Source organism: Pseudidiomarina sp. (assembly GCF_033722695.1).
Lineage (GTDB): Bacteria > Pseudomonadota > Gammaproteobacteria > Enterobacterales > Alteromonadaceae > Pseudidiomarina.
Genome location: NZ_JAWVYM010000029.1, coordinates 1 through 20,434, shown reverse-complemented (window position 1 = coordinate 20,434; position 20,434 = coordinate 1). Strand labels below are relative to the sequence as shown.

Genomic DNA, 20,434 nt, shown 5'->3' with positions numbered 1-20,434 from the left:
CTGCCCTCCGGAGGCAGAGGTCAGAGGTTCGAATCCTCTCGGGTGCGCCATATCTAGCGCTTTCCAGCGAAAGTGTTTACTTACTAACTTTTTCTTTGTGTCCAAATTGGGACCAAAATTTACGTTACCCTGCTTTTTACTTCAGTCTTGACCTTTAGCTGCACCGCCACTTCGCAAAATGATTGAGCCGTGCTTCGCTGTCGCTCGCCTTAACATCAAAGCTTGAAGAAACCCAAATTACGCCGTAGCGTAAAATTATAGCTTTTGCGCCGAAGCGTATATTGACGGCTTTTGCGCTATAGCGTATATTGCGAAATATTACGCCGTAGCGTATAGTCATCAGACTCGCTATGAAACGAAATATTTCGGAGCAATCGAATCATGAATATCACCCGACCCGAGCAACTGAGTACATTAGTAAAAGACTACCGAAATAAACGGGGTCTCACTCAGGCAAATATTGCTGAGCTTGTCGGCATCCGTGTTGCTACCGTTTCGAACTTCGAAAATAACCCGGAGACTTGTAAGTTAGAAACCGTTTTCAAAATTCTGGCGGCTCTGAACCTAAAAATTGATATAACCACTCGCAACGAAGTACACAACGACGATGCCTCTCAATGGAATGAAGGATGGTAACCCATGGACAAGCTTGATGTTTATATGAACGGCATTAAGGTTGGCGAATATACCCGAACGCGAAGCGGTTCAAATCAGTTCACCTATGACAAGAACTGGTTGGCATCCCCCGGACGACGCAGCATATCCATGTCATTACCACTTCAAAGCACCCGGTACGACGGACCAGAAGTTTATAATTATTTTGATAACCTTATTCCTGACTCTCGTGAAATTCGTGAACGGATTGTCGCTCGTTTTCAGGCTAACTCGACCGAGCCATTTGATATCCTGGCGCAAATCGGACGTGATTGCGTTGGTGCCATTCAGCTGGTTCCCCACCACTCTCCACGGCCCAATATTAAACATATTGAAGCCAGCCCACTCAGTGACAAGCAGGTTGGCAAAATCCTGAGGGGATATCAATCTAAAACCCCGCTAGGCATGTTACAGGACGAACGCGACTTTCGTATATCACTTGCCGGGGCGCAAGAGAAAACGGCCTTATTGTTTCACGACGGACAATGGCATTTACCGCATAACGCGACGCCGACAACTTATATTATCAAGCTACCCATTGGCGAAATTCAGTCCCATGACCGCGTCATCGACATGAAGCACAGCGTTGAAAATGAATATTTGTGCTTAAAAATCGCCAAAGCCTACGGATTTGACGCGGCTAATTGCGAGATCATCACACCCGACGGTATGAAAGCACTCGCCGTGGAGCGCTTTGATCGCAAGCTCAGCGCAGATGACTCATGGATTATGCGCCTTCCCCAAGAAGACTTCTGCCAGGTCACAGGTACATCGCCAGCGAGAAAATATGAAGCCGATGGCGGCCCAACAATCGCAGCAATCATGAAAGAACTGTTAGGCTCAGGGAATCCGATGGAAGACCGCCATGTGTTTATGCGCGCACAGGTTTTATTTTGGTTGCTGGGTGCTACCGACGGTCATGCGAAGAACTTTTCAATTTTTATTGAGCGAGGAAGCCAATATCGTCTCACACCGCTCTATGACATCTTGTCAGCTTTTCCTGCCATTAGTAAAAAGGGCTTACACGAAAAAGATCTCAAGCTAGCCATGTCCCTCAAAGGTAGTCGGGGAAGAAAGTACGAATGTCGTATGATTCGTCGCGAGCACTTTCTGGCGACAGCAAAAGAAGTCGGCTTCAGTGAAGATTCCATGAATGGAATATTGGATGAGATGGCGGCGCGAACGGAAGATATCATACAAAAAGTTGCCAGTGAATTACCCGCTACGTTCCCAGGCTTTATTGCTGATCCCATCTTCGATGGCATGCGCAGATATGCACAGCGGCTTGCGCGGTAGGTGTACTGCGTAGACGGCGCTGCAGAGGTCAGAGATTCGAATTCTCTCAGATGCGACATACTTGGCATTTCTGCGCCCGACGCCTTAGCGAGTCAGCAGCTTTTAGTTGGTTTTCGAAAGCAATTCGCGAACCTCCTCAGCACTTAATGGCCTCACCAGGCGATCCACTTCTTTACCATCCTGCAGAAGTATCAACGTCGGCCAGAGCTTTACCTTAAACGCACGCCCCAGTCGTTTGCCCTTGCCGTCATATATTTTTATATGGCGCAGTCCCTCATGTTCACTTACTGCTTCTTTTATTGCGGAACTCGCTGCCTGACAGTGGCCACACCAGGGCGCACCAAACTCAAGTAAAATGTCACCGGATAACTCGCTGACTTGTTCAAAGGTAACTGACTCTTCTGTGTACTCAGAGTCAGAACCAATATCGTTGGTTGTCATCCCATATACTCCTGTAATCCCTGTGCTGATAGATCATATTATAGCCTATGGCGTGCACATGAAAATTATGACACCTCTTCTATATTCACCGATCCATTTTGATAGTAGTAACGGTAATGGCGACCTTGGGTACAAGGCGTAAAGACGGTGGGCTTTGGGTGTAATCGGTATCGTTAACTGCAAAGTGGGGTATTGAAGCGGGGGCAACTACACAATGGCTATTGCCCTACTTTTTGCGTCTCAAGTGCAAGCCGATCAACCACATTTGCCGTGTGAGTCAGAGGTATGTTCAAAGGGCGTCCAGTCTTCTACGCACAGCAGTGAAGTTCATCGGGCTCCTGAAGCTCCATGCGCTGTTGGAGCATGCGCGACAACCCGCGCTTCCAGTTATACTACCGCGACGGATAATATAATCATTGTGTTCACCTTGACTTATTACGACGGGCAGTTGGTGGAAGTATCTACGCAGCAATCCTCTCTAATGATATGAAGCGATAAAAACCATATCACCTGTGAGCACTCCCCTATGCTTTAATACAAAAGAGTATTGAGCTTTTGCAGGCAAAACGCGTTTTTGCAAGGTAACGGACTGGTTTTAGGCTTATTTTTTGCCGACCCCACATCCGCTGCAGCACTAAGTTCTATTCAGTCGGTACACACGTGCAATGTTTCCGTCGAGTAGGCTATAACCATGGGGCAATCAGCCATGAACGCCGCGCCCACCAGCATCGCAGGTCCCTCGCCGATGCCCCAGCACGCTAAACACAGGAAGATCCGCGATTTTGACATCCATAGCCTGATAGCATCGCGCGCCGATACAGATATTGTTTACCGAAGCGGTGTAGCTTTCGGCACCCCGTCCATCGATGCCGCGCGACCCGCCATCTTTGACCTTAACAGCTTCACTGTCTACCGAGAGTCCGGCAAGACTGGCGGCATGCCAGTTTAGGGTGCCGACCCGAGCCGCGCTGTCGAGCACGGCGGCAACGGGCTCGCCTTCTAACATCACCTCAAATTGGACGAAGCCGGGCTGTATCCCGGCATGAAAATCGATGCCTGCTTCGGTAACGCCCAAATCTGAGTACGAAGCCGGCGTCTCGAAGAGGGTCACCGCCGCGCCGGGGACATCTATAGCCATGTCATAGCGCGAAAGTACATCGACCCCCAAAATACCCTCGACCTGGCGACCGTCATACTCGCGAAAAGCACTAAGGTCTGCGACCACGGCCCGCACATCATCCTGAACCAGAGCACCCAGAGAAAGTCCTTGCAGGGTTACCACCTCCATCGTTATCGCACCTGTCGCTCCCTGAATCTCGAGCTGCTCGATGTCCTCGGGGGCAGGATCCAGGCTGGCGCGCACAGCGGCAGAGATCACCGACTGACCGGCGGCTGTGTCCAGAATAAAATAGCGCTCTCCAATGCCGGCGATCTCAACGGGTACCAGAATTCTATCCTCAAGATAGCTGATTGGAATGTGCGTAGACTCTGCGGTATCGGCAAAAACAGAAGTAGACAGAAAAAAAGCGCCGGACAGCAAGCCGGCCAAGCAACGAAATAGCATGGGACGCAGGCTCCTGTAAAAACAAAGTTTAAGGAATACTAATTTATGGTAAACACCCGGTCAACCCTGTCTATATACAAGTAATATAAGCTGGTTTTAACTCAGTCATTGAGATCGCTTATACCCAATTCTCGGGCGTCAGGTTATTTGATATCCTTTAGCACATAAGTTACTTGCGATCTGTCCCGCCGGGATATCTCGTGAACCACAGGAAAGAGAACCCAAATGATTCCTTACGAACCCCAGCAAATTGCGCTGTTAACCAAGCACGGCAAAGCGCAGTGGATAGCGCCGGAGCTGGAAAGCCTGGGCTTCACTGTGGTGGCTACCGAGGCATTTGATACGGACTTATTCGGCACCTTCAGCGGTGAGCGCGAGCGCAAGGACAGCCCGTTGGAATGCACTAAGCGCAAAGCGGCGCTTGCCTGCGAGTTGACAGGCCTGCGGCTAGGTTTAGGCAGCGAGGGCAGCTTCGGTGGCGGCCCGATGCCAGGGCTGATGAACTGGGATCAGGAAATTCTGGTACTTTACGATGCACATCGTGATGTTTACGTGGCCGCCGTTGCGGCCGGAGCGATCGCGTTGCGGGATTTTAGTGATAGCGACTTGCCCGACTTAACGGGTAAACTAGCGCAGTTCGCGCCGGGCCAGGCCTGGGTGGTACATACCGACAAAGGGATTTTTAAAGGTTTGCACTCAGCGTCCGCAATTTATGAGCTACTGCAAGCGCATCAGCTGTGGGACGGTGAGACCTTTCTCGGCGAGCACCTGCGAATTCAGCCGGACTATCGCGCGATGAACTGCCCGGAGCGCCAACGATTCATAGCCGCTGCGGCTGTTCAGCTACGTGAGCGCTTACTATCGCTATGCCCTGAATGCGGTGAGGTGAACTTCTGGCTGACCGATGTGCGCCGCGGCTTGCCCTGTCAGCATTGCGGGCTGCCCACTGAACTGACGAGCCGCACGATTAAATCCTGTTCCGGATGTGGTTTCACGCTAGAAGAGCCTGTCACGGAAAAATACGCTGACCCTATGCATTGCCAGGTATGTAATCCATGAAAACTGAATACTTAAACGCCGACAGCCCCGCTGACCTATCCCGCGCCGCTCATTGGCTAAAACATGGTGAGCTGGTCGCGGTACCAACTGAGACCGTTTATGGTTTGGCGGCTGACGCGACCAACCCTACTGCGGTCGAGAAGATCTTCGAGGCAAAAGGACGTCCTAAGAACCACCCTTTGATCACCCATATCCGCGATTTAGATCAACTGGATTTTTGGGCGCAGCGTCCGCCAGCCTGGCTATATCCGGTACTTGAATCCGCCTGGCCTGGTCCCCTGACCGTGGTGCTGCGCAAACAGCCATGGGTCAACCCGGTGGTGACTGGCGGCTTAGACAGCATCGGCCTGCGGATGCCATCGCATCCGGCCTTGATGAACCTGCTGAATATCGGGCAGTTAGCGGTCGCCGCTCCATCGGCGAATCTATATCAGCAGCTCACTCCCACTAGCCCTCAGCAGGTATGCGCAGCCCTTGGTGGCCGAATTGCGGCCATTCTGGATGGCGGTCGTTGCCAGTTAGGCACCGAATCAACCATCGTCAGAATAAGTGACAATGAAGTCAGGGTTTTACGGGCAGGACCGCTGCAGCGACGCGAGCTCGAGGCACTGTTCCCGGTGCCCGTGGTCGTTCCTGAATCCCATCAGGAGCACGTGCCGGGTAATAAGCGTGTGCATTATCGCCCGCGAACACCTGTGTATCTTAAATCCCGCAATGAAATCATGAGTGCCGGAAAGCGATCAGACCTGGTTCATCTTTACTTTTCTGACGAACTCAGCCAATGGGCCGCAGAGCAAGACGATCTTCAAGCCATCGTTATGCCTGCTGACGCGGCGGGCTATCGCCATGCACTTTACGCCTCGCTTTATCAGGCTGACCAACACCAAGCCGGGGCAATCTGGATCGAGATGCCACCGCAAGCGGAAGGCTGGGATGACATCTGGGACAGACTGCGCCGGGCCACCCTCAGTTGACACAAGCCTGAGTGATCTATACTTGCTAACGAAGCGTATTTAAATACGACAAAAACGTTAGGGAGGTTATTGATGTCACATGCGAACCAAACTAAGAAAACTGCAGAATTTACGGCGCCCGGCCTGAAAGATAAGGCCGCGGATGAAACCATTAAGTTGCTTGACGACAGAATGGTGGCGCTCATTGATTTACAACTGACACTGAAACACATTCACTGGAACGTTGTTGGACCGAACTTTATCGGCGTGCATGAGATGCTCGACCCTCAGGTCGATTCCGTGCGTGAAATGACAGATACCATCGCCGAACGCATCGCGACCCTTGGCGGCGTGCCATTCGGAACACCTAAATCAATAGTCGATCGCCGTCGCTGGGAAGACTATTCAGTAGGCCGGGGCCTGGTCAAAGACCATCTGGTCGCGCTTGATAAGGTGTACGATGGCGTGAATTCGGATCATCGTGCAGCACTGGAAAAGCTTGCCGACCTGGATCCGGTTTCAGAAGATATGCTAACCGGTCAACTGGCAGAGCTTGAACAATACCAGTGGTTCGTCCGCGCTCACCTTGAATCCGCAGCAGGTGAACTGAAAAGCTGAGCAACAACCTGCTTGTTATTGAGGGCTATCGCCGCAAGCGATAGCCCTTTTTTATGGCCACTGCCGGATTACCCCGCACTAATGCCAACCTCCATAGAAATCCGCGCGCCCTCTACTGAATCGACTTGCCGGGGCTCGAGAATGCGTATGCGGTCAGCGGCGATGCCGGCCTCTTCGTCCACAGGCTTAACCAAGGCGTCCCGCGCTGCTTCTGCGCGGGCGTTGCCGATAGCTTTGAGTTCATTCTCAGTTACCGATTGCGCATTAATAATCTCTTTGGCCAGATAATTGCGATAGGCCAGCGCATCAAACTGCGCCTCTTCGCCAGCTTCTTGGGGTTCTTCAGTGAAATAATCCTTTAACAGGTCCAGCCCTGTATCCGGATAATGCGTGCTAAACATGGCCTCGACTATATCCTGGTTCGATTCCGCCGTCAGACTGGGGTCGTCCACCTCGCGATCGACCTCTGCAAGGCGTTGCCTAAGGGCTTCAATGGCTTTTTCCCGCTTCAGCACCGGGCCATCGAAGTCCTGGCTGAAGGGGCCAGCGAATTCCAGTACCAGCTTCGGCCGCTGATTAAGCGCTTCCCGCAGCTTGGCGATGCGCTGGCGCTGAGGCGGAAGCAGATCGGTGCGGCCGGCAGGGAACTCAACCTGGCCCAGATCTTCTGACTCGGCCCCAACCAGGCCTGCCAGAAAACTGAACGGTGCGGTAACAACAGAGGTGATGGCGTTGCCGATAGCCTGCTTGATGACCGCGCTGAAGTCGAACTGCGGGTTGCCGACATCGCCGGTCACCGGTATCGTCAGGTCAATCACACCATCGCTGTCCTGCAGCAGGGCTATACCGAGTTCCAACGGCAGATCCATGGCGTTGGTCGAAGCCATCTTTTCGCCAAGCTTCAGGTCATGAAGTAATAGCTGGTTTTGTCCGTCGAGCTGGTTCTCGTCGATGGTGTAGTTAAGATCCAGATCCATGGTGCCGCCGGCAATCTTGCGCCCGGCAAAGTTAACCGTATAAGGCGAGTATTCGGGCACCTGGAGGTTGCGGAATCTCAGGTGCACATTGGTGTTGCGCATCGGATTCCAGGCATGAACCCTACCATCTGCCTGCATCAGACCATACTCTGCTACTTCGCCTTCCAGCTTCACCTGAGCCGGCTCAGCCGAGGTCGAGCTTAGCGTAGAGATCTCGCCGCTTAATGAGTGGATGCGGGTCGAAAACGGCAGCGGCAGCGAGTTATCAGCAAACTGCAGGCCGCCATCGCTCAATTCAATACGCTCAATTGCGATATCAAAGGGCGCGCCCTCTTTTTCCTCAGCTGCAACTGCCGGGCGATTAAGCATCAGTTCCCCAAAGTTGGTTGTTCTGTCCTCACGGATGACGACTCGTCCGGACAGGCCTTTCACGGTGATGGGATCGGTCTCAATCAACCTGTCTTTCAGGCTTAACTCAAGTTGCTGGGTCTCAAGGCTTTGCCAGCCGATAAGTGACTCGTCACCAGAACTTTCCGTGATATTTAGCGAATTAATGCCGGCAGCGCCCGTGAAGGCAAAGGGTTGCTCAGTATTTCTTTGCACCTGGCCATTCAGGGTAAGTGTTCCGTTATTGATCCGCACAGCCATGAACTGGCGCAGATAAGGTTCAGCCTGCGCTAACGCCAGCTCACTGATATTGGCGCTGGCATCCAGTACCAGGGCCGGCAGCACCTGCAGCTTGCCATCCACCGAAAACTGGCCACCCTCTGCCAGTTGCCCTTCCAAAGTCACCGGAAAGTGCGTGCCTTCTTCCAGCGTAAAATCCTGCACCGACAGCTCAACACTGTTCAGCGCCAGCGACGCTTGCGTCGGTGTATCGGCAGTCGGGTTCTGCAGGTTGTCGGCGAAGCGCACAATACCCTTCTTTACTTGCAACTGATTAATCCGCAATGCCGGTAGCGGTTCGGGTTCCTTGGGTGCCTGTTCCACAGGGCGATCTGCAGCCAGCCGCAACCAGCGGGTTTCGCCTGAGGCGAAGCGCTCCTCCTGAATCAGCGGTTGTTCGAGCCGGATGCTTTCGATGGTCCAGGCTCTGTTGGTGATGCTGGCCCAGGTAAGATCGACGAATAACCGATGCCAACCCAGCAGCTGTCGGCCGTCGGTATCGTCAAGTTCAAGGCCACTAACAGAAAGCGTCAATGTGTAGGGATTCGTTTTTACTGACTCAATGCGAAGTTCGCGCCCATAATCCTCTTTCGCAGTTGTCTCTGCAACGTGCTGAATAGCCCAGGGCAGGCCCAAAAAGCCCAACACGGTATAAAGGATGAGCAGTAGCAATAGCCAGAACCGGATACGGCGTGGCGAGACCCATTTTGTGCGCAAATAGCTACCAAACTGCTGGAGTGAACCGCTGTGCATAAGTTTGCCTTCACTGAAATAAATACTATAGATAGTGTAGACGTATATGTGGGCAGAGCAAAAAACAGCAATACCGTTAACAAGTTGGCAGCCACTTTGATCTACAACTATAGTGAGTGACGTAACGACTTTAAATGCCAGAAAAAATACCGATCAACTCAAGATCAAGGAGATCAAGGTGTCAGATCCAAAACCGAAACGCCCGGAGTGGGCAGCACGTACAACCCCTCGTTTACAAGGCAACGAACATTGGTGGCCAGACCAACTCGCGCTGAATGTATTGCACCAGAAACATCCCGACTCGAACCCTTTTGGCGCTGACTTCAGCTATGCCGATGCGTTCTCCGAAATTGATGTCGACGAGCTGACGGCAGATGTTGATGCATTAATGACCGACTCGAAGGACTGGTGGCCAGCCGACTGGGGCCACTATGGCCCGTTCTTTATTCGGATGTCCTGGCATGCGGCGGGCACCTATCGCGCGCTTGATGGCCGCGGTGGCGGCGGTACCGGCGCGCAACGTTTCGCGCCGCTGAACAGCTGGCCCGACAATGGCAACCTCGATAAAGCCCGGCGCTTGCTGTGGCCAATCAAACAGAAATATGGCGAGAAAATTTCCTGGGCCGACCTGATGGTGTTTGCCGGCAACCGTGCGCTTGAAACCATGGGGTTTCGTACCTTTGGTTTTGGCTTCGGCCGGGCTGACATTTGGGCACCTGAGGACGATATTTACTGGGGCCCCGAAACCGAGTGGCTGGCGACCAACGACGAGCGCTACACCGGCAGCTTCGAAGATGGCAACCGGGTGCTGGATAATCCGCTCGCCGCCGTGCAGATGGGCTTGATTTACGTTAACCCGGAAGGCCCTAATGGCATACCTGACGCGATGAAATCTGCCCAGGATGTGCGTGAAACCTTCGCCCGCATGGGCATGAACGACCGCGAAACCGTGGCGCTCACCGTGGGCGGGCACACTTTCGGTAAAATGCACGGCCGCGGTAAGGCCGACGCCGTTGGTGAGGCACCAGAAGCCGCAAAAATCCACGAGCAGGGCTTCGGCTGGACCAATAAGAACGAGACCGGGCTTGGCGAGTACACGGTCACTTCGGGCCTTGAAGGCGCATGGACCCCGACTCCGACCAAATGGGATAACTCCTACCTGGAGACCATCTTCGCCCACGAGTGGGAAGTGAAAAAATCACCTGCCGGAGCGAATCAGTGGGAGCCGGTTGAAGTGAAAGACGGCTACTGGGTTCCAGATGCCCATGTTAAGGGCAAAAAGAACCCGCCGGTAATGACCACGGCCGATATGGCCATGATCACCGACCCGGATTACCTCGAGATATCGAAAGAGTACCATGAGAATCCGGACGTGCTCGCCGATGAGTTTGCCCGCGCCTGGTACAAGTTACTCCACCGTGACATGGGCCCGCGCGATCGCTATCTGGGCCCACAAGTGCCAAAAGAAACGTTGATCTGGCAGGACCCGGTGCCTGAACACGAAGGGCCGCTGGTAAACGATGACCAGATTGCTAAGCTCAAGAAGCAGATCGCCGACTCTGGCCTCAGCGCTAAACAACTGGTGGGAACCGCTTGGGCGTCGGCCTGTACCTATCGGCAGACCGACCACCGTGGCGGTGCCAACGGCGCCCGGATACGTCTTAAGCCGCAGGCCAGCTGGGATGTGAACAAAAAAGCTGGCGTGGCCAATGTCATCGACCGTCTGGAGCAGATCAAAAATGATTCGGACGCGAATATCTCGCTGGCAGATATCATCGTGCTTGCTGGCAGCGTTGGCGTCGAAATGGCAGCCAAAGCCGCCGGCCATGATATCGAGGTGCCGTTCACACCGGGACGCACCGACGCCAGTCAGGATATGACCGAAGTCGATACGCACGCTTACCTGGAGCCGAAACACGATGCGTTCCGCAACTACATGCAGGAGCAGACGACTTCGATTCCTTCCGAGCACCTGATGGTCGACCGCGCCTTTTTGCTCAACCTGAGCGTACCGCAGATGACCGCCCTGCTCGGCGGCATGCGCGCCATTGGCGCCAACGCCGGCGATAACAAGGACGGCATCCTCACGGATCGCCCCGGCCAGCTGACCAACAACTTCTTCGTGAACCTGGTCGATATGGGCACCGTCTGGGAGCCAATCGATGACAATGAAGATCGCTTCGAAGGCCGTAAGCGTGCGAGCGGCGAGAAAAAGTGGACGGCGACCCGCGTCGACCTGATCTACGGTTCGAACTCGCAATTACGTGCCATCGCCGAGGAGTTCGCAGCAAACGGTGGCGAAGATAAAATGATCAATCACTTCGTCAAAGGATGGGTCAAGGTCATGGAGAATGACCGCTTCGACTTACACCGTTAACGATAAAGCCCGCTGGCGGTTACTTCAGCCAGCGGGCTTTTTTTGCTTTCCCTTCCCCATAAAGCTCCTCATACTTGAAGAAACCCGCAAAATAGCGGCTAATGACAGGTACATGACATCTGAATGTCGTAACAAGATCAGGCGTTCGCTGTTAAATTTATCGCTCACTTTGAGACCAAATGACAAAGATGAGAAGAACAATGGAAAAGAATGCGATATCAGAACGGCTGGTTTACCAGCGCAAATTAAAAGGGCTTTCGCAGGAGCAGCTGGCTGAGAAAACCCAGGTGACGGTGCGGACTATTCAGCGCCTGGAAAAAGGCGAAGTGACCCCTCACTTACGCACGGTTAAAATGCTGGCGGCGGCGCTCGACGTTGAAGTTGATGATTTGCTGCAACTGGATGATCCGCGCAACGAGAGCATTCAGAAAAAATGGCTGCTGCTGTTACACAGCGCGCCTTTCGTCGGCTTCGTTATTCCCTTGATGAATATTCTGCTGCCATTGTTTATCTGGATTCATAAGCGCGAAGATAACCCGCTTTATGACCGCCACGGCCGGGCTGTGATTAATTTTCAAATCACCATGGCGCTGGTTTATCTGTTTACTTTGATTGCGCTGGTTACCATCCAGGGCTACGGATTCTTTTTCTTCATCGCTGTTATTCCCTATGCGGTGTTAGTGATGTTGGCCAATGTTGTCGCGGTACTGAAAAGCAATACCTGCTATTACCCGCTGGCCATTCCGTTCTTAAAGATCAAAAAGCCATCGCTGCCGGGTACTGCTGCGGTGCTATGCCTGGTCGGCCTGTCTGCTCTGTTTGCCAATCCTCAGGCTGCGGCGCAAACATCGGCCACGAAGTCTGAGATCACGGCGCAGACGCAGCAGTTTGAAGATTTCCTGCTGGCGTTTAAAAAGGAAAAATACATTCCGGGGCTTTCCGTGGCGGTTGTGAAAGATGGCCAGCTGGTTTATGAAAAGGCCCACGGGGTATCGCATCTGGAAGGCCGGGTTCCGGTAACCAATGACACGCCATTCTGGATCGCGTCCGTCAGTAAATTCTTTGTCGGCACCACATTTCTGAAGCTGGTCGAAGAAGGCGAACTGAGCCTTGATGACCGCGTCAGCGACATGCCGGAGTTCAAAGAGTATTGCCAGTGGTTAGCCGGATCAGGGATTATTTTTGGCAAAAATCTGCAGTGCGATCAGGTGTTCAAATTAAAGCATGCCCTAAACCACGTGGTAAACGGCAAAGTTGATACCGAGTTCTTTTACAACTCGATTTATTACTCGCGCCTGTCGCGCTTTCTGGAGGCTAAACGGGGCAACTCGATTGAAGAGGCCAAGGGACGCCACAACGAACTGGCCCAGGCCATTACCACCTACATTTTCGAACCTGCCGGCATGACCAACTCTATTGCCGGGCTCTGGGACGACAACCGCAAAGACGTGTTCTTCCGGCGCACCCGCGGCTATGCCATTGAAGATAACCACTATGTGATGCGACGTGAACCCGAGCGGCACATGGCCGGCGGGGCCGGTATAACCTCCACTGCCGGGGATATTGCCCGATTTGATATGGCCTTGGATGCCGGAAAAATCCTCTCACCTGAGTTTAAGTCCTATACCGAGACCCCGTACAAAACCGCCAGCGGCAAAGCTATCCCTTATGCCTATGGCCGTTATATCCAGTACGTTAACGGCGAAAAAATCATCTGGCACGCCGGCTGGGATCCGGATATAGGTTTTTCTGCTACTTACCTTAAGTTTCCCGAACGCAACCTGACAGTGATAGTCTTAGCTAATAGTGAAGGCCTCTGGTGGGGCAGCCCGCTCGACAAAGCGCAGATCGAAAAATCTGTGGTGTTTCGCAAAGTCAGTGAGATCTTCGCCCAATAAAAAAACTGTAAGCCTGTAACCGGAGACAAATGCCCATGATCGCAAAAGAAACTTCTACCGCATGGTGGCTGCTACTGGCGGCCTGGTTGGTGGCATTGGTCTCTAGCCTGGCCGTGCTTTTTGTCGGCGAAGTGATGGGCCAGACGCCCTGTGTACTGTGCTGGTTTCAGCGCGCCTTTATGTTCCCCTTAGCGGTCATCCTCGCTCTTGCCTGCTACCGTTCGGATTTTGCGGTCTGGCTGTATGCGGTGCCACTGGCGGCAATCGGCGCGCTCATTGCGCTGTGGCATACCCTGCTCTATGTTGGCCTGATCCCCGAACCGATCGTACCCTGCAGCGCAACCGGCCCGTCCTGCGCGGGTGACAACATGACTATCCTGGGTGGTCTGCCATTACCGCTGCTGGCTTTCATCGCTTTTAGCAGTATTATTGTTCTTCTTGTTATCGTTCGTCAGAATCAAAGGTTGCCCTCATGAACAAACGTATTTTAGTACTGAGCGTCAGCGTGCTGCTGATTGCGGCATTCGCTGTAGCTGCATATTTCCAGTTGGGCTCGACTTCACCGGAGCCGCAGGCCGCGCAGCCGATGCCTGAGCAAAATATACTCGTACGGGATCACTCACCAACCTTTGGTCCGGACGATGCGCCGGTCACTATTGTGGAGTTCTTCGACCCTTCCTGTGAGGCGTGCCGGGCTTTCTATCCCTTTGTTAAGCAAATACTTGCGGAGCATGAGGGCGATGTGCGCCTGGTGATACGCTACGCGCTGTTTCATCGCGGGTCAGAAGAAGTCGCGCGGATGCTGGAAGCCGCGCGTGAGCAGGATCTTTACCAGCCGGTGCTGGAAGCCGTGCTGATTACCCAGCCTGACTGGCATGATGATCCTGCCGTGCTTGCGGCCTGGGAAGCCGCCGCTTCAACTGGTCTGGATATTGAACAGGCCCGCAAGGACATGTATTCGCCTGAGATTGATGCGGTACTGCAAACCGACATGGCAGACATAAAAACGCTGAATGTGCGGGGCACGCCCACGTTTTTCGTCAACGGCAAACCGCTGCCCAGCTTTGGTTCGGACCAACTGCTGCAACTGGTACGAAGCGAGCTTGCCCGAGCCAAATAACGATTAGAGAATATTGTTTAACGCGATACCAATACCAAAGCGGGTCTGTTTATGGTTGTAATCAATCAGGCTTTCGCCGTAACCGGTGAAGATTGAGGTGTAGCCAATAAATTTACCGCCGAGCGGGAAGGTCCAGTTGAGCTCTGCTGAGCCCCGGCCCGTTTCGACGGCATGGCGAATCCGGAAGGTATACTCGAAGCCGCCGCTGTTGTAGGCAGTGGCGAACTCATAGTCGCCCACGTAATCGGTAATATTCGGATTGTCATCGCCACTGGATTGCAGCGGATCGGTCTTTTGGTCTTCCTGTAGCCGTAGCCATGGCTTGAGCGAGAAAACAAAGCGCCCTTTTTCAACGATAAACTGGGCGTAAAACCGGTTCCAGCTGCGCGACAGCGGCTGGCTGCGACCGTTCGACAGATGCTCTGCTCCGACAAGAACCGTGGTGTTGGTACCAAAAGGATGCCAGCTGGTTGGGGTAGCATAGAACAATTCTGGCATGTAGTTGGTTTCGCGGAACGGCTTAGAAATATTATCGGAATAGACCTGCCACCACGACTCTACGGTCAAACCGAAGAACATCCGGTCGTTTTCGAACAGCAGGCTCTCTTTGTTGAACGGCACCTTAAAGCTGACCTGAAACTTCGCCTCATAGCTTTCCAGACTTTGCTCGTATCCTTCAATATCTGCATACTGTAACCGGTTGATATTGCTGCTGGTAATAACCGGCAACAGGTAGTTCCGCCGATGAGGCGTTAAAACATAAGGGTCAAACTGGGTGATCTGCTCGCCTTTTATCCGGTTGCTTAAAGCACCGGGTTCTACCGGAGTAACATGAAGCTGTTCTTCACACTGAGAGCGAACGTCAGCCACAGTGGTATTGGCTTTCGCCCCGGTCATTTTATCCAGCAGGCATTGCTGCATGTCCGACAGTTCTTGCGCCTGAACACTAGCGGCGGTAATCGCGGTGACACTTGCTGTCACCATCCAGACCCATTTTTTCATAAGCGCGAACGTCCTCTACCAAAAATCGCTGTACTATTTTAACGGCTTGTTAACCAGAGTGTTAACCCAGCGCCGATAGCCATGCCCAATAATAATGTGACCAACATCGGCAGCGCGTCTAGCCAGCTCGGCGGACGCTCTGAATTCACGGTATTGTTGGTCGGCCGCACACTGGGGCTGGCCTCAATCACTTGCCGGTCAATCTCGTACACGCTGCATAAGGCTGCGACGGTTTCCTGCGAGGCAATGCCGTCTTTTTCCACCCTTTGGATTGTACGCAAGCTCACTGCGCAGGCGTCCGCCAGATGCTGTTGTGTCCAGCCCTGTTTGTTTCGTAGCTCGATGGCTTTAGCTGCATCAATCTGCATAGCCTACCCCATGAACTCTAGCGCTATAGTGGCAGCAAGATAACCAAAGACCATACCACCCAGGAAGAAGAGAATAAAATTACGTAGCGTAATTTTCTTATTCGCAAATGCGGAGTGCGTTTTGGTTGCTACCTCATTGCCGTTCGCCACCAATCTACATTCCAGCCGCGACAGCATAAACCCCCGAACCTTAAAATGTAGCTCGTACTCAGTGCCATCCACTACGAAATCATGGCGACTGGACAACCCCAGACTACGTTTTTTCGAAACCGACTCGCCATCGACCAGAACCTCTTCTTTACCGTTAATGCCCGAGGCATTGGCGGTAATGTTGTACCCGGCGTGCTCAAATTCATAACAGAACGTCAGTTTAAGTTTTTCGCTCAGTGATTGCTTCATGTGATTTACCTTTTTATCTTGTTGCAAAGGGTACACCGTTTGGGTGCGGTATAAAGCTATCAGTGTCAGAAAAATTGTGTGACGTCAGTTTTGAGTCTGTCATACGACAGTTGACTGTCATATTGCCTGTCCGATAATAGTTCCCTACTGGATTTATCCTTTTATATACCTCCTAATCCACAACTTTTGGAGCCAAGTTATGGCACGCGCACAAGCTCTACATATTTTGGTACAAACCCGCGAAGAAGCGGATGCGATAAAGCAGCAACTTGGCAAAGGCGCTAAATTTGGTGATCTCGCCCGTAAGCATTCGCTGTGCCCGTCTGGCAAAAAAGGCGGTGACCTGGGTGAGTTCCGGCGTGGCCAGATGGTACCCGCCTTCGACAAAGTGGTGTTCGGCAAGCCCACACTTGAGGTGCATGGCCCGGTGAAGACCAAGTTTGGCTGGCACCTGATTAAGACGCTTTCGCGCGGTTAAACAGTTCGATATTTATGTTTATCATAAACTTTTAATTGCATAACATAAATTTTTACCCTAATCTTCTTGTCACTGCTACAAGGAGATTAGCCATGAATGACAACCCTTACCCCTATGCCGGCGTTGCTGCGATAGTTTTAGCCATTCTGTTCCCCATCTACTGGGTTGCAACCTTCGGCTTTGCCGTCGGCGATGCGGAACTGGCATTCCGTGCCGACTTTCTTGAAATCAATGCCTGGGATCTACTCTTTGTAGTGATTGGCATACTGGAAATTGGCGTGTACCTGGCACTCAGTAAATACTTCAGGGATCAAATAAATGGCGGCTTCCCAGCGAACATGCTCATCGTGATGGCTTTCTTCGTGGCGCTGTTTCATAGCTCGGTGATTGTCGATCTGCTGCTGGGCATGGGCCTATATACCGAACACAGCGAGACCATTATCGATGTGACGCTGATCGCTTCAGTGGTTACCTTGTTTCTGTTCACTTTTGCCCTGCTGGCCTTTTCGATCGGCTTATTAGCGCGGTTCGCTACACTTCCAGCCGCACTCAAACTCTTTGCCTGTGGCGCGCTGATTGCCGGCTTGCTGCAGCTTACGGTGGTGTTGGGCGTGATCAATATTGTGCTCTTCCCTGCCCTGATGCTGGTGTTAGCTTTTCATTTCCTGGCCGGCGACCAGACCGTCGAAGTGGTGTAATGCGAAGAAGGAGCGATTGTGGCTATCCGGATTAATCTCGACGTGGAACTTGCTAAAAGCAAAATGTCGCTGACCGAACTCTCCGAACGGGTTGGGGTATCGATGACCAATTTGTCGTTGCTTAAAACCGGCAAAGTGAAAGCGATTCGGTTCAGCACGCTCGAAGCGATTTGCCGCGAGCTCGGCTGCCAGCCCGGGGATCTGCTGGAGTATGTGAATGGGTGACTACTCAGCTGTTAAAGCACACATTGACAGTGACAATGCGATTGCATTACCATGCGGCGTATATTAATAGCGTCGCACTGGAGGCAATCATGACCCATGCAATTATACAAAGCGAGTCAACCTTGACAGATCGCTATCAAACCACAGTTCCAGAGACTATAAGAAAAGCTTTGCACTTAAAAAAACGAGATAAAATCAACTACACCGTACTGGATAACGGTGACGTAGTTATTTCACGAGTAGTTGAAGAACAGTCTGATCCTGTTATCGGTAAGTTTTTGAGCTTCTTGGCGAATGATATTGAAAATAATCCCCAGCATCTACAATCTGTTGATGAGAATCTAGTCAACCGCATTCAATCCTTAGTTTCTGATGTAGAGCTTGATCTCGATGCTCCATTGTCAGATAAGGATGATTAATTTTGCCTAAATCGAAGCCATTAGTTGTTAATGGGTGGAGCATATTAGCCCACCCATTATTTTTAGAGCAGCTAGAAATATTAACCAGGGAAGTAGAAAATCTAAAAAAGAAAGATCCGAAGAACTACCATAAGAAGAATGCTACAAAGCGATTGGCCGCGATAAAAAAGTTAGCTTTTGAGGTCATTCCACAAGATCCAACGAGTACAGAGTTTCGACAAGGAAGAACACTAGGGCCAGAATACAAACACTGGTTTAGAGCCAAGTTCTTCCAACAGTACCGACTCTTCTTCCGTTACCACCAGGAAAGCAAGATTATCCTACTCGCTTGGGTCAACGACGATAAAACTGTAATCCCCCATTTTAAGCAGCAGTTATTCATAGAAATTAATGAACCGCTCGCATTAACTGTTTGGAAGGAGTGCCTCCGATGACGGCATCCGGCCTGTCGCTGTTATAAAGCCAAAGCCATTCAGTGACTCGGCACGAGCAATTTTCGAATCACCTCATATATTGCGGCTATCATTAATGCGATTAGCGGAACTATAAGCGTGAACTCAAGAAGATTTATCCATCCGCGGGCTGTCAGCTCTCCATCGACCCGCATCAGAACTCCGTTGAATGAACTCGTCATAGGGCTATCCATTAATTCTATATACATCCATGACTGAAGTAAGATGGCTGCGATAAGCGCAGCAAAAAAGGACACGATCATTAACCATTTGAAAGATAGTCGTTCATACCTGTCCATCAGCGCTCTACCTTCAGCGTAAGCTAATATGGCGACGCCAATACCAACATTTATCATCACACCGTAAATCCCGTACGTCGAAAGGAGCCTCGGGAAGAGGGCGGAAATAAGACTGACGATAAGGATTCCGAGCAATATTGGGCTGATAATCCCCGTGCATAAAATAAGAACTTTTTTAACACCCAACTACATGCATATTACCTCTTTAGCAGCTAGAGCTTGAAATGCAGCTTTAATACTTCTTCAAAAGATTAAACAGGACGAAGAAACTGTTAACGGTACTGGAGACTAGCCTCGCCGTTTTTCTGAGTCATTAGGCAGATGACAGTACCAGACTGAAGCAGGCAGGCCCTCACATATCGCAAGAGTTTGAGTGTCTAACTAGGTAAAGTATTAACAGTTAGGCTGGTTGTCGAGATTGTTTGATGTGCTCTTATCAGGATCGGTGCGAAGATGCCTTTCCCGTTTCGCTGAACAACCTTAATCTCGACTTCGCGATCATTTACTGTCACATAATATCGGTCAATCTTGTTCTCGATGTCACTGATTGCATCCACTTTTGGGAGCAGTTTCACAGGACACCAAGAAATATTAATCCTGCGTTCAGGATTACTTATTTGCCAAATTCACCAAACGTTTTAATCGGACAAAGATTGGCGCGAGACAGCCATTCGATCTGATCACCAGGATATCTATACGCGACGAAGGCTATTCTTTTTTCTTCAGGTTGAAGTATAAGAATCTTTTCTTTAACCACATTTTTTTCTCGTTTATCAAAGCCCGCCAGATAAATCTCCCGCTTGGTAAAATTGAGCGCGTAATATATGTCCCGGGACTTGTCAAAGTCTCGTAAGAAAACGAATCCATCGAATTCAAAATCTGCTGGATACACTTCTTTTGGCTTTCGCTCCATCAGCGCAGACAGCCGCGTTACCGCTAGGCCTGACTCATCCTTTATTAGCCCAATATCTAGATACGCTCCTTTGGTAAACCATATAAAGGTAAGGTTTGTTGCGGTGCCAGTACCGGCCAAAATTTTCTCTGCAGCGCCCCATTTAAGTTTAACTTGTAGATCTTCTAGACCTAAATGACTAATGGAGGTAACGCCATCAATATAAGTGTCTGCACACTGCTTCTGAGGAAACTTAGGCAAAGCCGTTTCACTCTGAATAGCCGAAACTTCGCTACTAAAATAAAAAGCGAGAAATAAAATTAGATGTTTTTGATATATCATTTTTCGGCCTCTTCTAAAATACCACGCAGTTTTTCAAATCTATCATAGGTGTCTAAAACTCTCCTAACGTTACGAGGCAAAGTAGCCTTAAAAGCATCAATCCCTGGATCTACATAGATAAGGCTTGCCGCATTTTTTCCAAGATCGTTAGCAAAAAGTAGAGACGTCTGAACAATTCCATCTTGATAGCGTTCTATAATAAAAATTCTAGTCAAATGTGGGTGGCTTCGCCAAAGACCTCCATCAGCAACCCCCATAATGCCCGCCAGCATATGAAGTTGCGCCCATTGAGTTTATTTACCGCACTCTCAAAATCAGCTTGATTCTCTATCAATTGACCTAGTCCTCTAATAGCTCTTAAAGCATTGATCAGGCTTCCAAAATCCTTAAGAGATAGGTCATGCTCTTTTAAGAATAGAGCCTGAGCTTCCGTCAGAGCTTCAGTCTGGGCCGCCCCAGCCATTTCATTTGTTGACGCAGTCAG

Annotated in this window: 22 protein-coding genes; 14 read left to right on the top strand and 8 right to left on the bottom strand. The window is 51.2% G+C overall.

All coding sequences use genetic code 11. The features are described 5' to 3' along the window. Nucleotides 1–381: 381 nt before the first annotated feature. On the top strand, nucleotides 382–636 hold the full coding sequence (locus R3196_RS09260) for a helix-turn-helix domain-containing protein (RefSeq protein ID WP_318936495.1): 255 nt from the start codon (nucleotides 382–384) through the stop codon (nucleotides 634–636). A gap of 3 nt (nucleotides 637–639) precedes the next feature. Further along, nucleotides 640–1,950 (top strand): type II toxin-antitoxin system HipA family toxin, encoded by a 1,311-nt coding sequence (locus R3196_RS09255; RefSeq protein ID WP_318936494.1) that lies wholly within the window; start codon nucleotides 640–642, stop codon nucleotides 1,948–1,950. 102 nt (nucleotides 1,951–2,052) lie between these two features. Here R3196_RS09255 and R3196_RS09250 read toward each other — a convergent pair whose 3' ends face one another. Continuing rightward, nucleotides 2,053–2,391: a thioredoxin family protein gene (locus tag R3196_RS09250; RefSeq protein WP_318936493.1), complete on the bottom strand. Its 339-nt coding sequence runs from the start codon at nucleotides 2,389–2,391 to the stop codon at nucleotides 2,053–2,055. Nucleotides 2,392–3,091: 700 nt separating this feature from the next. Further along, entirely contained in the window at nucleotides 3,092–3,955 is an 864-nt protein-coding gene (locus R3196_RS09245) for a retropepsin-like aspartic protease (protein WP_318936492.1), read from the bottom strand. Nucleotides 3,956–4,180: 225 nt separating this feature from the next. Between R3196_RS09245 and R3196_RS09240 the strand changes: the two genes are divergently transcribed. The 3 genes from R3196_RS09240 (at nucleotide 4,181) to dps (ending at nucleotide 6,585) form a co-directional block, all read left to right on the top strand. After that, the gene (locus R3196_RS09240; RefSeq protein ID WP_318936491.1) at nucleotides 4,181–5,014 is read left to right on the top strand and encodes a DUF6671 family protein; all 834 of its coding nucleotides are present in this window, start codon (nucleotides 4,181–4,183) and stop codon (nucleotides 5,012–5,014) included. Then, nucleotides 5,011–5,988: an L-threonylcarbamoyladenylate synthase gene (locus R3196_RS09235; protein WP_318936490.1), complete on the top strand. Its 978-nt coding sequence runs from the start codon at nucleotides 5,011–5,013 to the stop codon at nucleotides 5,986–5,988. Before R3196_RS09240 ends, R3196_RS09235 begins: the two co-directional genes overlap by 4 nt. Nucleotides 5,989–6,060: 72 nt before the next feature. Beyond that, complete coding sequence (dps, locus tag R3196_RS09230) at nucleotides 6,061–6,585, top strand: DNA starvation/stationary phase protection protein Dps (protein ID WP_318936489.1); 525 nt, start codon at nucleotides 6,061–6,063, stop codon at nucleotides 6,583–6,585. Nucleotides 6,586–6,653: 68 nt separating this feature from the next. On the opposite strand, the gene R3196_RS09225 is transcribed toward dps, so the two are convergent. Beyond that, on the bottom strand, nucleotides 6,654–8,981 hold the full coding sequence (locus R3196_RS09225) for a DUF748 domain-containing protein (RefSeq protein WP_318936488.1): 2,328 nt from the start codon (nucleotides 8,979–8,981) through the stop codon (nucleotides 6,654–6,656). Nucleotides 8,982–9,159: 178 nt separating this feature from the next. On the opposite strand from R3196_RS09225, the gene katG reads away from it, so the two are divergent. The 4 genes from katG (at nucleotide 9,160) to R3196_RS09205 (ending at nucleotide 14,376) form a co-directional block, all read left to right on the top strand. Further along, nucleotides 9,160–11,358 carry a catalase/peroxidase HPI gene (gene katG, locus R3196_RS09220; protein ID WP_318936487.1) on the top strand — a complete coding sequence of 733 codons (2,199 nt, stop codon included), beginning with the start codon at nucleotides 9,160–9,162 and terminating at the stop codon, nucleotides 11,356–11,358. A 200-nt stretch (nucleotides 11,359–11,558) separates the two neighbouring features. Continuing rightward, on the top strand, nucleotides 11,559–13,256 hold the full coding sequence (locus tag R3196_RS09215; protein WP_318936486.1) for a serine hydrolase: 1,698 nt from the start codon (nucleotides 11,559–11,561) through the stop codon (nucleotides 13,254–13,256). A 35-nt stretch (nucleotides 13,257–13,291) separates the two neighbouring features. Beyond that, nucleotides 13,292–13,732 (top strand): disulfide bond formation protein B, encoded by a 441-nt coding sequence (locus tag R3196_RS09210; protein ID WP_318936485.1) that lies wholly within the window; start codon nucleotides 13,292–13,294, stop codon nucleotides 13,730–13,732. Continuing rightward, the gene (locus tag R3196_RS09205; protein ID WP_318936484.1) at nucleotides 13,729–14,376 is read left to right on the top strand and encodes a DsbA family protein; all 648 of its coding nucleotides are present in this window, start codon (nucleotides 13,729–13,731) and stop codon (nucleotides 14,374–14,376) included. The genes R3196_RS09210 and R3196_RS09205 overlap by 4 nt, the downstream gene beginning before the upstream one ends. Nucleotides 14,377–14,379: 3 nt before the next feature. Here R3196_RS09205 and R3196_RS09200 read toward each other — a convergent pair whose 3' ends face one another. The 3 genes from R3196_RS09200 to R3196_RS09190 are packed head-to-tail and all read right to left on the bottom strand — an operon-like array spanning nucleotide 14,380 to nucleotide 16,145. Then, the gene (locus R3196_RS09200; protein WP_318936483.1) at nucleotides 14,380–15,378 is read right to left on the bottom strand and encodes a phospholipase A; all 999 of its coding nucleotides are present in this window, start codon (nucleotides 15,376–15,378) and stop codon (nucleotides 14,380–14,382) included. Between the two features lie 38 nt (nucleotides 15,379–15,416). Then, entirely contained in the window at nucleotides 15,417–15,746 is a 330-nt protein-coding gene (locus tag R3196_RS09195; RefSeq protein WP_318936482.1) for a helix-turn-helix transcriptional regulator, read from the bottom strand. A gap of 3 nt (nucleotides 15,747–15,749) precedes the next feature. Next, nucleotides 15,750–16,145: a hypothetical protein gene (locus R3196_RS09190; protein ID WP_318936481.1), complete on the bottom strand. Its 396-nt coding sequence runs from the start codon at nucleotides 16,143–16,145 to the stop codon at nucleotides 15,750–15,752. 199 nt (nucleotides 16,146–16,344) lie between these two features. Here R3196_RS09190 and R3196_RS09185 point away from each other — a divergent pair, with 199 nt between their 5' ends. From R3196_RS09185 to R3196_RS09165, 5 genes are all read left to right on the top strand, one after another. Beyond that, nucleotides 16,345–16,623 (top strand): peptidylprolyl isomerase, encoded by a 279-nt coding sequence (locus tag R3196_RS09185; RefSeq protein ID WP_318936480.1) that lies wholly within the window; start codon nucleotides 16,345–16,347, stop codon nucleotides 16,621–16,623. Nucleotides 16,624–16,715: 92 nt separating this feature from the next. Next, nucleotides 16,716–17,321, top strand: a complete 606-nt coding sequence (locus R3196_RS09180; RefSeq protein ID WP_318936479.1) for a hypothetical protein — start codon at nucleotides 16,716–16,718, stop codon at nucleotides 17,319–17,321. Nucleotides 17,322–17,339: 18 nt separating this feature from the next. Continuing rightward, nucleotides 17,340–17,546: a helix-turn-helix transcriptional regulator gene (locus tag R3196_RS09175; RefSeq protein WP_318936478.1), complete on the top strand. Its 207-nt coding sequence runs from the start codon at nucleotides 17,340–17,342 to the stop codon at nucleotides 17,544–17,546. An 89-nt stretch (nucleotides 17,547–17,635) separates the two neighbouring features. Further along, on the top strand, nucleotides 17,636–17,965 hold the full coding sequence (locus R3196_RS09170) for a type II toxin-antitoxin system PrlF family antitoxin (protein ID WP_318936477.1): 330 nt from the start codon (nucleotides 17,636–17,638) through the stop codon (nucleotides 17,963–17,965). A 2-nt stretch (nucleotides 17,966–17,967) separates the two neighbouring features. Continuing rightward, a complete protein-coding gene (locus R3196_RS09165) occupies nucleotides 17,968–18,399 on the top strand; it encodes a type II toxin-antitoxin system YhaV family toxin (protein ID WP_318936476.1) in 432 nt (143 codons plus the stop codon). A 930-nt stretch (nucleotides 18,400–19,329) separates the two neighbouring features. On the opposite strand, the gene R3196_RS09160 is transcribed toward R3196_RS09165, so the two are convergent. Beyond that, entirely contained in the window at nucleotides 19,330–19,950 is a 621-nt protein-coding gene (locus R3196_RS09160; protein WP_318936475.1) for a hypothetical protein, read from the bottom strand. A 211-nt stretch (nucleotides 19,951–20,161) separates the two neighbouring features. Continuing rightward, a partial coding sequence (locus tag R3196_RS09155; RefSeq protein ID WP_318936474.1) for a hypothetical protein occupies nucleotides 20,162–20,434 on the bottom strand: 273 nt, incomplete at its 5' end.